Origin of the sequence: Streptomyces sp. NPDC001339, from assembly GCF_042895955.1 — a bacterium.
Classification (GTDB): Bacteria; Actinomycetota; Actinomycetes; order Streptomycetales; family Streptomycetaceae; genus Streptomyces.
The window spans coordinates 194084-206969 of sequence record NZ_JBIAWT010000010.1 but is presented as its reverse complement, the minus strand read 5'-3'; the positions used below and the strand labels follow the sequence as shown (position 1 = coordinate 206969).

At 70.2% G+C, this 12886-nt stretch carries 11 protein-coding genes; 5 read left to right on the top strand and 6 right to left on the bottom strand.

Annotated features, from left to right (window positions below):
• Positions 1-68 precede the first annotated feature (68 nt).
• From ACFY12_RS27720 to ACFY12_RS27700, 5 genes are all read left to right on the top strand, one after another.
• A complete protein-coding gene (locus ACFY12_RS27720; RefSeq protein ID WP_390718628.1) occupies positions 69-1304 on the top strand; it encodes an NAD(P)/FAD-dependent oxidoreductase in 1236 nt (411 codons plus the stop codon).
• The gene (locus tag ACFY12_RS27715; protein ID WP_390718627.1) at positions 1301-1795 is read left to right on the top strand and encodes a flavodoxin family protein; all 495 of its coding nucleotides are present in this window, start codon (positions 1301-1303) and stop codon (positions 1793-1795) included. The genes ACFY12_RS27720 and ACFY12_RS27715 overlap by 4 nt, the downstream gene beginning before the upstream one ends.
• A 402-nt stretch (positions 1796-2197) precedes the next feature.
• A complete protein-coding gene (locus ACFY12_RS27710; protein ID WP_390718626.1) occupies positions 2198-3607 on the top strand; it encodes a family 2B encapsulin nanocompartment shell protein in 1410 nt (469 codons plus the stop codon).
• A gap of 13 nt (positions 3608-3620) precedes the next feature.
• Positions 3621-4895, top strand: coding sequence for a family 2 encapsulin nanocompartment cargo protein terpene cyclase (locus ACFY12_RS27705; RefSeq protein ID WP_390718625.1), 1275 nt, complete (start codon positions 3621-3623; stop codon positions 4893-4895).
• Between the two features lie 43 nt (positions 4896-4938).
• Positions 4939-5808, top strand: a complete 870-nt coding sequence (locus ACFY12_RS27700; RefSeq protein WP_390718624.1) for a geranyl diphosphate 2-C-methyltransferase — start codon at positions 4939-4941, stop codon at positions 5806-5808.
• Between the two features lie 131 nt (positions 5809-5939).
• Here the strand turns inward: ACFY12_RS27700 and ACFY12_RS27695 are convergent, their stop codons facing one another.
• The 6 genes from ACFY12_RS27695 to ACFY12_RS27670 all read right to left on the bottom strand — a co-directional run bounded on the left by ACFY12_RS27695 (position 5940) and on the right by ACFY12_RS27670 (position 12815).
• A complete protein-coding gene (locus ACFY12_RS27695; RefSeq protein WP_390718623.1) occupies positions 5940-6860 on the bottom strand; it encodes a polysaccharide deacetylase family protein in 921 nt (306 codons plus the stop codon).
• Between the two features lie 177 nt (positions 6861-7037).
• Positions 7038-8339 carry an ATP-binding protein gene (locus tag ACFY12_RS27690; protein ID WP_390718622.1) on the bottom strand — a complete coding sequence of 434 codons (1302 nt, stop codon included), beginning with the start codon at positions 8337-8339 and terminating at the stop codon, positions 7038-7040.
• Positions 8340-8342: 3 nt separating this feature from the next.
• Positions 8343-9062, bottom strand: a complete 720-nt coding sequence (locus tag ACFY12_RS27685) for a hypothetical protein (protein WP_390718621.1) — start codon at positions 9060-9062, stop codon at positions 8343-8345.
• Between the two features lie 236 nt (positions 9063-9298).
• On the bottom strand, positions 9299-10105 hold the full coding sequence (locus tag ACFY12_RS27680) for a S1 family peptidase (RefSeq protein ID WP_390718620.1): 807 nt from the start codon (positions 10103-10105) through the stop codon (positions 9299-9301).
• Positions 10106-10128: 23 nt separating this feature from the next.
• Positions 10129-11013: a S1 family serine peptidase gene (locus tag ACFY12_RS27675; RefSeq protein WP_390718619.1), complete on the bottom strand. Its 885-nt coding sequence runs from the start codon at positions 11011-11013 to the stop codon at positions 10129-10131.
• A gap of 158 nt (positions 11014-11171) precedes the next feature.
• The gene (locus ACFY12_RS27670) at positions 11172-12815 is read right to left on the bottom strand and encodes a DEAD/DEAH box helicase (protein ID WP_390718618.1); all 1644 of its coding nucleotides are present in this window, start codon (positions 12813-12815) and stop codon (positions 11172-11174) included.
• Between the last annotated feature and the right edge of the window lie 71 nt (positions 12816-12886).

The following is a 12886-nucleotide window of genomic DNA, read 5'->3' as shown; positions in this document are numbered from 1 at the left end:
GGTCGATCCGATCGGAGGTGGTTGCGTTGGCGCGAGTGGTAGTGGTCGGCGCAGGGTACGCAGGCGTGATGGCAGCGAACCGGCTGGCGGCCGTAGGGCAGCCGGACGTGAGTGTGACGGTGGTGAACCCTCGGCCGGAGTTCGTGGAACGCGTCCGGTTGCACGAGCACGCGGCTGGTGTGACGAAGGCGGTGCGGCCGCTGAGCGGTCTGCTGCACCGTGACGTACGACTGCGGGTAGCGACGGTGGGTGCGATCGCTGAGCGATCGGTGCGGCTCGATGACGGTGGGACACTCGCTTTCGACTATCTGCTGTACGCGGTGGGCAGCACGGCTGCCCGAGGCTTGGCCGGGTCCGAGAATGCGTGGAGCATCGCCGACCTCGATGGCGCCGAGTTGTTGCGTACGCGACTGCGGAAACTGCCCGCGGCGGCACGTGTCCTGGTGATCGGTGGCGGCCTGACCGGCATCGAGAGTGCTGCTGAAATCGCTTACTGTTACCCGTCGTTGAAGGTCGAGTTGGTTTCGGGGTCGTTCGCCGCGTGGCTTCCCGAGTCGAGCCGAGTGGCTCTTGAACGCAAGCTCGCGCGGGCCGGGGTTCTGCTGCGTACCGGGCTGCGGGTCACCGGAGTCCGCCCGGACGGTGTCGAGACGGACGCCGGCCGGCTGCTGCCCAGCGACTGCACGGTGTGGGCGGGCTCGTTCGACGTGCCGGACCTGGCGCGGCGCAGTGGCCTGCCGGTAACCGACGACGGCCGCTTGCGCACCGACGAGACTCTGGTGTGCGTGCGGCATCGACGGATCGTCGGGGCCGGTGATGCTGTTGCGCCACCCGGCGATGTCGGGGATCACCTGCGGATGAGTTGTCAGGCAGCGATGCCCATGGGTGCCCACGGCGCTGACACGGTGCTCGCGTTGATACGGGGCGAACGACCGGCGCCGGTGTCGATCGGCATGGTCGGACAGGGGATCAGCCTCGGCCGGCGTGACGGATTCATCCAGGCCACACACCGGGATGACACCCCTCGAAGGTTCGTGTTGTCCGGACGGGTGGCGGCGACGGTCAAGGAGCGAGTGTGCCGCTTCACCGTCACCGCGATGCGGTTCCCACGCGCCTACCGTTGGCTTCCCGGCTCGAACCGACAGTCGCCGCCCCGCCCGCAGTCCGATGCGCGAGGCGCGTTCCGGGGGGAAGGCGAGCGGGGGGCCCGAACTGACCAGCACCACACCGGCACAGTGGAAGCGAAAACCGACACCGTCGAAGTGAAAACCGACAGTGTGGAAGCGAAAGGAGTGTCAGCATGAAGGCTGTCATCGTGTGCGCCTCCGTGTCTCATGGCAACACGAAGAGGATCGCCGACGTCATGGGCGAGGTCCTGCAGGCCGCTGTGGTCACCCCTGAACAGGTCGACATGGCGGAGCTGTCCACCTGCGACCTTGTGGGATTCGGTTCGGGGATCTTCATGGGCAGGTTTCATCCACAGCTGCGCCAGTTCGTACGGTCGCTCCCGCAGGGAGAACGACCGCTCCCGCAAGGGGAACGACGCAGGGCGTTCGTGTTCTCCACCAGCGGACTGCCCGAGCCGCCGTTCCAGCCCTTCACCCGCCCCCTTGTACGGCTTCTCGAGCAGAAGGGCTTCGAGGTGAGCGACACCTTCTCGTGCCGTGGGTTCGACACCTGGCTCCCGTTCAAGCTCGTCGGCGGTATCAGCAAGAACCGGCCCGACGCCACCGATCTGGAGGCGGCGCGCACGTTCACCGAAGGGCTACGAGCTCGGATCAGTGCGATGCCCTGATCGATGACCGATTCGGCCGATCCGGCCGGTCCACCGCATGGCTCAGGTGGAGGCTATCGGCCACCTCGTACGCAAGGGCCCCGGGCATCAGGACTCGTGGCCCGCGCCGAATTCGTCTGCTCGAATTGCGGCTTATCGCAACACATCGGGCATGACGGCTATCTCTGGGTGGCCAGAGAAGTCGGGTATATCGGCTGTGTCGGCTACGTCCCCCCGTCCACCCAGTGGCGGAAATGCGACGGTCCTATTCCGGCTACCTCGACCAACATCATCTGACGTTGATTCACTTGCGTCACAGGAGCCTCATGGGTCGGCCGGCCCGTCACGAGGCTCCTTCTTGATGCAGGCGTTGATGCAGCCGCGCATACGGAGATGCAGGCGCTCATACGGAAAGGGGCCAGGATGTCGCAGCCGGAGCAGCCCGACCACTCAGCGGGCCGGGCACAGCTCAGTCTTGGGATCGCCGCCGCGCGGAACCTGTCGACCACCACCAAGACCGTGCCGCAGATGCAGGGTCTCAGCTCACGGTGGCTGCTGCGGATGCTGCCCTGGGTGGAGGTGAAGGGCGGCGCGTACCGGGTCAACCGACGGCTGGTGTACGAGGTCGGGGACGGCCGGGTGACGTTCGTCCAGGAGGGAGCCGCGGTCAAGGTCGTCCCCGCCGAGCTGGGCGAACTGCCGCTGTTGCGCGGCTTCGACGACGAGTCGGTGCTGCGGGCCCTGGCCGAGCGGTGCGAGCAGCAGGAGTACGAACCCGGCCAGGTGATAGCCAGGCAGGGCCGGGCCGTCGACCATGTCTACCTGATCGCGCACGGCAGGATCGAGAAGCTCGCGCCCGGCCAGTACGGCGAGGAGACCCGGCGCGGTGTGCTGTCCGACGGCGGGTTCCTCGGCGGCCAGATGGTCGCCGAGGAACCGGGCACATGGGAGTTCACCGCGCGCGCGATGACGGCCTGCACGGTGCTGGCGCTGCCCAGGGCCGCGTACGAAGAGGTCGCGGGCCGGAACGAGGGGCTGCGGTCCCACGTCCGGCGGTGCCAGGCCGAAAAGGCGCGGCCGCAGAACAAGAAGGGCGAGGCGGCCATCACCCTTGCCTCCGGCCACACCGGCGAGCCGGTGATTCCGGGTACGTTCGTCGACTACGAACTCCGGCCCCGCGAGTACGAACTGAGCGTCGCGCAAACGATCCTCCGCGTGCACAGCCGGGTCGCGGACCTCTACAACGACCCGATGGACCAGCTCGAACAGCAGCTGCGGCTGACCATCGAGGCCCTGCGCGAGCGCCAGGAGTCCGAGCTGGTCACCAACCCCGAGTTCGGGCTGCTGCACAACGCCGACCACAGCCAGCGCATCTCCACCCATTCCGGCCCGCCCACCCCGGACGACATGGACGAGCTGCTCAGCATGCGGCGCGGGACGAAGGTGTTCTTCGCCCACCCGCGGGCGATCTCCGCCTTCGGCCGCGAGTGCAACAAACGGGGGCTCGCGTTCGACACCGCGGAGGTCGGCGGGCACCCGGTGCCGGCCTGGCGTGGCGTGCCCATCCTTCCCTGCGGCAAGATCCCGGTCTCCGAGCAGGGCACCTCCGCGATCCTCGCGATGCGGCTGGGCGAGGGCGAGCAGGGCGTCGTCGGCCTGCGGCAGACCGGGATCCCGGACGAGTACGAGCCGGGCCTGAACGTCCGGTTCATGGGCATCAACGACCAGGCGATCATCTCCTACCTGGTCAGCACCTACTACTCGGCGGCCGTTCTCGTGCCCGACGCGCTCGGCGTTCTGGAGAACGTCGAGGTCTTCGGTACGCCGTCATAAGGGGGAGTGGTCCGTGTCATTGCTGTCCCGGATCGTGGCGCCCACGGCCCGTCACGACGTGGCCCGGCTCGTGGCCGCACTGCTCGCCGAGCACTCGGGTGTCCACCCGGAAGGGCCGACAAGGGGGTCTGCTCTGCCGACCGGGCCGTCAAGGCAGTCCGTCCTGCCGACCGAGCCGTCGAAGGGCTCCGTCCTACCGACCAAGCCGTCAAAGGGCTCCGTCCTACCGACCGGGCCGACGGGGCTGGGCACGTCGGCCGCCCGTATCAGGGCCAGGCGCAAGGATGGTGAGGGCGGGGCCGGCGTTCCCGAGCTGTACTGTCCGCCCGCACTCCGCGACGACCCGGCGCTCGCCGAAGAGGTCAACGCCCGCCTGCTGGCGTGGGCCGAGGAGATCGGCCTCTACGTCGGCCGTCTCGACCGCGTTCGCGCGGCGGACTTCGGGCGCCTGATGATGCTGGTGCATCCCGACACCGACGACCCGGACCGGCTCCTGGCCGCCGGCAAGTGCGCCCTGGCGGAGTGGGCCACGGACGACTACTACTGCGACGACGAGACGATGGGATCCGCGCCGGCGCTGCTCGGCGCGCACCTCGGGGTTGCGTACGCGGCCATCGACCCCGCCCACCCTCCGCTCCGCTACGTTCCCGACGTCGAGGAGGCGATGCGGGACGACCCGGTGCGGACCGCCCTGCACTCCGGTTTCGCGCACATGGCCCGGTACGCGGACTGGTCCCAGCTGGCCCGGCTGCGCCACGAGGTCGCGGTGCTGTTCGTGGGCTACGGACAGGAGGGGTCCTGGCGCTCCCAGGGCCGGATGCCCGCCGTCTGGGAGTACCTGGCGCACCGTCAGATCAATAGCTTCGTCCCATGTGTCGCGATGACCGACATGGTGGGCGGCTACGTACTGCCCGCCGCCGAGTACGCCGATCCGCGCGTCCGCCGCGCCGTGACCATGGCGTCCACGGCCGCCACACTCGTCAACGACCTGTACTCGATGGCGAAGGAACACCACTCGGACAGCGTCGAGTTCAACCTGCCGACCGTGATCGCCGCCGAGGAGCGCTGCACACCGCGCGAGGCGGTCGAGCGGAGTGCGGCGATCCATGACGAGCTGGTCCGCACCTTCGAGGCGGAGGCGGCGGCCCTGGCGCTGACCGGCTCACCTCAGCTGCGCCGCTTCCTCGCGGGGGTGTGGGCCTGGCTGGGCGGCAACCGCGCCTGGCACAGCGGCAGCCGGCGCTACACCTCCACCCCTTCCGGCACCCCGTCCGGCACCCCTTCCTGACTTCGCACACTGCACTGAGCCCACTGCAAGGAGCCCCACCCACATGACCACCACCCCTGCCACCACCCCTGCCCCTGCCCCCGTCCTGCGCACCGCGTACCAGAAGTCCGTGGCGGACTACTGGAACGCCGAGAAGGACCCGGTCAACCTGCGCCTGGGCGACGTCGACGGCCTCTACCACCACCACTACGGGATCGGCGACTACGACCCCTCCGTCCTGGACGGTCCCGAGGACACCCGCGACGAGCGCATCATCGCCGAACTCCACCGCCTGGAGTCGGCTCAGGCCGATGTCCTGCTCGACCACCTCGGCCCCATAGCCCCCGGCCACCGCCTGCTGGACGCCGGCTGTGGCCGCGGCGGCACCAGCATCATGGCCAACGCCCGCTTCGGCTGCCAGGTCGACGGTGTCTCCATCTCCGAGGCGCAGGTCGAGTTCGCCAACGGCCAGGCCCGCAAGCGGAGTGTGGACGACAAGGTGCGCTACCACTTCCGCAACATGCTCGACACCGGCCTGCCGACCGGCGCGTTCCAGGGCATCTGGAACAACGAATCCACCATGTACGTGGACCTGTTCGACCTCTTCGCCGAGCACGCCCGCCAGCTGGCCTTCGGCGGCCGTTACGTCGTCATCACCGGCTGCTCCAACGACGTGACGGGCGGCCGCTCCAAGGCCGTCAGCCGCATCGACGAGCACTACACCTGCAACATCCACCCGCGCAGCGCCTACTTCAAGGCCATGGCCGCCAACGGCCTGGTCCCGATGAACGTCGTCGACCTGACGGACGCGACCATCCCCTACTGGGAGCTGCGCGCCAAGTCCTCGCTGGCCACGGGCGTCGAGGACCCGTTCCTGACGGCGTACAAGGAAGGCAGCTTCCACTACCTGCTGATCGCGGCGGACCGGGTCTGACGGACCTCGGCTCTCCTCTTCAGGCCCCGGCCGCGCCTTCCGTCGAGGAAAGCGCGGCCGGGGCCCATGTGAGCGTGCGGGCAGGGTCTGTGCGTCAACTGTCAGCCGACAACCGTCAACGGCGTGGCGGATCAAGTGTCATGACGACCGTCACCGCCTGATGGGACGGGAGCGGGCTGGACCTGGTCGCTGTAATGGCGGGCGATCTCGCCGGCCGTGGTGAACCAGACGCCGTGTGCGTTCCGCCGGATGTGGTCCAGCGCGGCCTTGAAGTGCCTCAGCCGGAACGGCTGTCCGACGATGAAGGTGTGGACGGAGATCCCCAGCACCAGCGGCTGCCGGCGGGACTGCTCCAGCATTTCGTCGAACGAATCCCTGATGATGTCGGCGAAGGCGGCGGCTGTCCCGTGGTGGAGCGCGACCGCCGGGACGTCGTTGACCTCGTGGGGGTACGGCAGGCTCAACAGCGGACCGCCGCGGGTGCTCAGCCATACCGGCTGGTCGTCCATGGGCCAGTCCATGGTGTAGAGGAAGCCGCGTTCGGCGAGGAGGTCCTCGGTGACCGTGCTGGGGTTGGCACCCGGGCTCATCCACCCGGCCGGGCCGGCGCCCTCATGTGCCGCGATCGCCCGGTAGGCCTCGTCGATGACGAGCCGCTCGGCGGCCTCGTCGAGCTCGTTCGGCTGCACCGAGTTGGTACGGCCGTGCGCGACGAATTCGCCGCCCGCGTCCCGGAACGTGCTGATCAGCTCGGGAGCGTGGTCGTAATCCGCCGTGTTGAGCAGAACCGTGGGGCGGATGTCGTGCTGCGCGAGGGCGTCGGCGATGCGGAAGCCGCCCACCCGGTTGCCGTACTCCCGCCAGGCCCAGTTGTACGTGTTGGGATGGGGCAGCCCGGGGGAGTACGAGAGGCCGAGACCGCTTTCCCCGTAGGCGAAGTGCTCGGTGTTGACGGCGACGTACACGGCGAGGCGCGCTCCGCCGGGCCAGGTGAAATGCGGACGGGAGACGATCGGGGAGTAACCGAAGCGCCCGTGTGTGGGCAGGGTCATTGCTGCTCTGCTCCTGGAAGGACTGCGCGATCGGCACGCGCTCACGGATGGCATCGAGATAGTCGATCATGGCACGGCGGCGCGATCGGCGTCACCGTCGCGAATGATCTCGAAGATCGCACCGTGTCCGGAGGTTCTCCGGCCGTTCGGCGACCGCCGGGTGGCTGCCAGGGCAGGTCAGTTGTCGGTGCTGCTCCGGGCGGGCGGGAGCCGGAGTTCGGCGAGGGCTCCGCCGTCGGGGGCGTTGGAGAAGTGGAGGGTGGCGCCGAGGACGTGGGCCTGGCCGGTGGCGATGGTCAGGCCCAGACCGTGGCCGGTGCGCCTGCCGATGTCCGACCCGCCCGACTGGCTCCGGAAGCGCTGGGGGCCCTGGTCGAGGAGGTAGGCGGGGTAGCCGTCGCCGTGGTCCCGCACGGTGATGACAGGGGCGTCGACGGTGACCACGACGGGCGGGTGGCCGTGTTTGTGGGCGTTGGTGACGAGGTTGCCCAGGACACGTTCGAGCCTGCGCCGGTCGGTCTCCACCCGGGCGTCCCGTACGACGCGGACCTCGGTCGCCGTGCCCGTGGCCCGCACCGCGCGCTCGGCCAGTGGGCCCAGCTGGTGGATGTCGAGGTCGGCGCTCTCGACCTGCGCGTCGAGCCGGGAGATCTCCAGCAGGTCCTCGGTCAGCCCGCGCAGGGTCTGGACGCGGTCGCGCACCATCTCGGTCGGGCGGCCGGGGGGCAGCAGCTCGGCCGCGGAGTGCAGCCCGGCGAGCGGGGTGCGCAGTTCGTGGGAGACGTCGGCGGTGAAGCGCTGTTCGCTGTGCAGTCTGGTCTGCAGGCTGGCGGCCATCGCGTCCAGCGCGGTCGCCACGGCGGCGGCCTCGTCCTGGGCCCGGCCGGGGCGCCTGGCACGCGGGTCGTTCACGCGGGCGTCGAGATCGCCGGTGCTGATGCGCCGGGCGACGCGGGCGGTGTGGTGCAGCCGGCGGGTGATGCGGGAGACGGAGACCAGTCCGGTCCCCAGGGTGACGACGATCGCCGCGGCGGAGGAGCCGATGATGGCCCCGTCCAGGCCGCGGAGGGACGCCGCCTGTTCGCTGTAGTCCAGCCGTACCGCGAGCACCTTGCCGCCGGCGACGGGCGTGGTGGCCCACATCACGGGGCGGCCCCGGCTCGTGGCGAGCTGGGTCCCGCGCTCGTGCCCCCGCACGGTCATCTCGCGGAGCGGAGCGGGGAGGTCCGGCGGGTTCACCGCGACGTTGCGGTCGAGGGGGTCCCCGGCGACGTACGCGGACATGCTGCGGTCCAGTTCCGACAGCGCGGCGTGGCGTGCACGGTCCTGGGTCTGCCGGTCGACCAGGACGTGTACCAGGATGCCGATCACCGTGGCGAGCAGGCAGCACATGACGGTGATGAAGACGGCGGTCTTCCAGTAGAGCGTCGCCGTCCAGGCGGGCAGCCACTGCGGCGGACGCAGCCGGAGAGTGCGCACGGCTCACCCGCCCGACGGGGTTGCCGAGGCCGGGGTGCGCCGACCGTAGCCCACGTCCTCGATCGTCATGACCTGGTGCCGCGCATCCCACGCGTAGACCGTGCGGCTCTCGTAGCCGGGGGCTTCCCCGAGCTCATGAAAGACCAGCTTGTGGTCGGCGACCTCCACCGACTGCGGATAGCTGGTGGCGTCCAGGATCGAGTTCACCACCCCGTTCTTGATCGTGTAGGCATAGGTGATCAGGAGATGGTCCGCACTGTCGACGCCGACGATCAGCTCGTCCTTCCCGTCGCCGTTCAGGTCGTGGTACTCAGAGGCCCGCACAGGGCAGGAGCGCGCGCCCGGCTTGCCGGCGCAGGCGCGGATCTTGCGCTCCTCGTCCTTCTCGAAGACCTCGATGTCGCGACGCTTGTCCGCGTCGATCTGCGCCAGGAGGACAGAGCGCGCGGACAGCTTCCGGATGTCCCCGGACGGTACTCGCGGCAGCGCGGTCAGCGGCTGGGGCGACTCCTCCCCTCCGGGGGGCGGCGAGCTCGGTGGCGCGGGCTTGTGGCCGGGCCACAGCCGTTCCGGACCGGTCACGGCGGCGGCGTGTCCCGCGCCCCGGGGCGCACTGCCCTCCGCACACCCGCCCAGCAGGGCCGCCGTGCCCGCCACCACGGTCGCCAGTGCCACCGCTCGTACGGCGGCACGACGCGAGCGCAGGCCCCGGACGAGGGGCACGGCGCTGTTCCTGGAAGGCGTGGGGGCTGGGACGTACGGGGGCAAACACTTTCTCCGCGTCGCTGTGCGGCTGTTCGGCAAGTCTGCAAACGGTAACCCACCGGTTGGTCAACCAGTGGTGTCATCCGTCACAGCACCGGCCCCCGTTCGATATTCGGTGCCTGGATCTCGATATTCGGTGCCCGGTGGAGGTCGCCCCGTCCATCGGATGCCCGCCGCGGACGCTACGGCTACGGCTATGGCCGGAGCTGCCCGGCGATCTCGTCGGCGAAGGCCGAGACGCGGGTGTAGACGCCGGGCGTGGGCGTGGACGCGTTGCCGGGGGACAGGTGACTGACGATCCCGATCAGCCTGCCGCCGGCGACGAGGGGACCGCCACTGTCGCCTTCGGCGTGGTGGGCGCCGGTGACCTGGTCGTTTGCGCAGGCGTGCATCCGGGGGCGGTAGTCGCCCCATGGGTTGAGCCGCCGGCACGTTCTGTCGGGCAGGACGCGCAGCTCCGCCGAGCGCAGAGCGTGCGTCTCACGGCCCTCGTCGTCCAGCACGCCCCAGCCGAAGACCCGTGCGCCGGTACCCGGGCGGTACAGGAGGGCGTCGGCGCCGGTGGCGATCGGCAGCGGGGTGTACTTCGGCGGCATGGGCCGGTCGAGGGTGAGGACGGCGACGTCGTTCTCCAGGTGGCGGCCGAATCTCGGGTGGATCCAGACCTTGGTCACCTTGCGCAGGGTGCCGTCGTGGTGACGCAGGTCGGTGCGGCCCGCGACGGCCCCCAGATCGGTCGGCGCTTCGTCGACGACGCAGTGGGCGGCGGTGACGACCTTCGTCGGGGCGACCAGGGTGCCGCCGCAGAACTGCCCCGAGCGCGGGTATGTGTCGGTCTGCCGCCACAGGTTGAGCGCGACCGTCCAGGGCGCTCGCGCTGTGCTCGCGCTCTGCCCACCGACGATGGCCTGGGCGGCCGGGGCCGGCAGCACGGCGAGGCCGAGGGAGATGAGTCCGACGAGGGCGGCGAGTGCGGTGCCACGCGCGGTCGGCGCGGGCAAGCGCGCGTGCGTGAGTCGTCCGGTCACCTCGAGTGCCCTTCCTGTCCGGCTGTCTCTCCCGCTGCCTGTCCGGCTGTCTCCCTGTCTGCCTTTCCGGCTGTCTCTCCGGTTATCCGGCCTTGGAGGAGCGCGTAGTAGGAGGCGGTCTTCACTGCGACGCCCGGGTAGAGGCGGTCGGTGCAACTGCCGCCGCCGCTGATGACGCCGACGAGCCGCCCGCCTGCGACGACCGGTCCGCCGCTGTCCCCTTCGCAGGCGTTGACGCCGCCGGCCGGGTAGCCCAGGCACATCGTGTAGCGCTTGTCGTAGCGACGACTGCCGTACGCGGTGACGCAACTCTCGTCGCCCCGGTTCGGGATCAGCGCGGTCTGCAGCGGCGGTACCCGGTCATCGTTCTCGCGACCCGTTGTGGAGCCCCAGCCCAGGACCCTGCTGGGGGTGCCTTCCTCGTACAGCTTCTGCTGCGCGGGGGTGGCGAGCGGCAGAGTCCGGTACCGCATAGGGGCGTTGAGGGTGAGGACGGCGATGTCGTGCGCGTAGGTGGCGCCGTTGCCTTCGGTGTCGGCCTTGGGGTGGATCCACAGTTTCGCGACCTTGCGGACCGTGCCCTTGCCGGTCTGCCGGAGGTCTTCCCGTCCGCCTACTACGCGTACGGTGTCGACGGTGGCCTGCTTCACGCAGTGGGAAGCGGTCAGCACCTTGTTCGGCGCGATGAGCGTTCCCGCGCACTGCGGATTCTTCACGTCGTCCGACGACGTCAGGGCCACTGTCCAGGGGTACTTCGTGATGTCGGCCCGGTCTCCTCCGACGACCGCGGCAGCGGGTGCGGCGGCCGGGACAACCAGCGCCGCCGCACCCGTCAACACCGCGCCTGCCAGGGCAACTTGGCGTAATCTCGCTGCGTTCATCGCTCCTCCGTGGCGATCGGCAATGTCGCCCAGGGAGATGCCGCGCACCACCGCACGGTTGTCTGCGAATCGGCCACGGTGCCCCGCTTCTCGCGGCGCACGTTCGCCCCGTTGCGACGCCTGGCACGCGCCCGAGGCGAACGTTGCCTGAGCGGCGACTAGTTCGCAGAGGTGCGGCGGCCGCCCCGGCGGCCGGAATCGCGACCGCCGGTGTCGACAGCACCACCTGTGGCCTTGCCGGCCCCTGCCCGGCGGGCGGAACCGCGCCTGCTGGTTGCCGAAGTGCCACCAGCCGCTGCTGCCCCGGCCGAGGCCCGGCGGTCCGAACCTCGGCGGTCCGAACTCCGGCGGTCCGAACCCCGGCCTCCTGTCCCGGCGGCAGCAGTTGTTGCCGCTGCGGCCCCGTCGCCATTTCGGCGTCGGCGGCCGGACCGCTTGCCGGGCTGGGCACCGGCCTTCCGGTTGGGGTGGGACGGTGCCGGTGTCGCCGGGTGGGGGACCTCGATGGTGACGGCCACGCCGGAGGGCTCGCGGGCACCGGTGATGGTGGCCAGTTCCGCGTCGCTCGACCTGACGCGGGCCGTCCGGGGACGGATGCCGGCGTGGGACATGAGCTGGTTGACGGCCCGCTTCTGGTCGGGCAGCACCAGCGTGACCACGCTGCCGGAGCCGCCGGCGCGGGCCGTGCGGCCGCCCCGGTGGAGGTAGTCCTTGTGGTCGGTGGGGGGATCGACGTTCACCACGAGGTCGAGGTCGTCGATGTGGATGCCCCGGGCCGCGACATTCGTCGCCACCAGCGCGGTGACCTGGCCGTTCTTGAAGTGTTCCAGAGTGCGGTTGCGCTGCGGCTGGGAGCGGCCGCCGTGCAGCGCCGCCGCCCGGACACCGACGGCCAGGAGCCGCTTGGCGAGCCGGTCGGCCGACCTCTTGGTGTCGAGGAAGAGGATGACCCGGCCGTCACGGGCCGCGATGCGCGTGGTGACGGCCTTCTTGTCGGTCTCGTCCTGGACGTGGAGCACATGGTGCTCCATGGTGGTCACCGCTCCCGCGGACGGGTCCACGGAGTGCACTACGGGATCGGTCAGAAACCGCTGCACCAGGCGGTCGATGTTGCGGTCCAGGGTGGCCGAGAAGAGCATGCGCTGCCCGTCGGGCCGTACGCGCTGGATCACCTTGGTGATCTGCGGCAGGAAGCCCATGTCGGTCATCTGGTCGGCTTCGTCCAGCACGGTGATGCGTATGTCGTCGAGTACGCAGTCCCCGCGTTCCACGAGGTCGTTGAGCCTGCCGGGAGTCGCCACGAGCACGTCGGCGCCGCGTCGGAGTGCAGCGGCCTGCTTGGTGATGGACAGCCCGCCGACCACGGTGGTCAGCCGGAGGTTCACCGCCGTCGCGTAAGGGGTGAGTGCGTCCGCCACCTGCTGGGCGAGTTCCCGGGTGGGCACCAGGACGAGGGCGAGGGGTGCCTTGGGGTCCGCGCGCAGTCCGGCCGTGCGGGCCAGGAGTGCCAGCCCGAACGCCAGGGTCTTGCCGGAACCGGTGCGTCCCCGTCCCAGCAGGTCACGGCCGGCGAGCGAGTTGGGTAGCGTGGCGGCCTGGATGGGGAAGGGGGTGGTCACGCCTTGTGCGGTGAGGGTCTTCAGCAGCCCCGCGGGCATGTCCAGATCGGCGAAGTCCTCGACGGCGGGAAGTGCGGGTGTCGTGCTTTGCGGCAGCCGGAATTCCCTCGGCGGCGACGTGGACGGCGAGGGTGACGAGGGTGACGAGGAGCGCCGGTTCGACTTCTGGGGCCTGCGGGACATGCGGTTATCTGCCTTCCTGGAACAGCGCAAACCGGGGTCCGCACCATGACGGTGCGGACCCCGGTGAGTGG

Coding starts and splice junctions, on each gene's coding strand:
- ACFY12_RS27720 (WP_390718628.1), top strand. CDS start 69: ATGGCAGCGAACCGGCTGGCGGCCGTAGGGCAGCCGGACGTGAGTGTG.
- ACFY12_RS27710 (WP_390718626.1), top strand. CDS start 2,198: ATGTCGCAGCCGGAGCAGCCCGACCACTCAGCGGGCCGGGCACAGCTC.
- ACFY12_RS27700 (WP_390718624.1), top strand. CDS start 4,939: ATGACCACCACCCCTGCCACCACCCCTGCCCCTGCCCCCGTCCTGCGC.
- ACFY12_RS27670 (WP_390718618.1), bottom strand. CDS start 12,815: ATGTCCCGCAGGCCCCAGAAGTCGAACCGGCGCTCCTCGTCACCCTCG.
- ACFY12_RS27695 (WP_390718623.1), bottom strand. CDS start 6,860: ATGACCCTGCCCACACACGGGCGCTTCGGTTACTCCCCGATCGTCTCC.
- ACFY12_RS27675 (WP_390718619.1), bottom strand. CDS start 11,013: ATGAACGCAGCGAGATTACGCCAAGTTGCCCTGGCAGGCGCGGTGTTG.
- ACFY12_RS27715 (WP_390718627.1), top strand. CDS start 1,301: ATGAAGGCTGTCATCGTGTGCGCCTCCGTGTCTCATGGCAACACGAAG.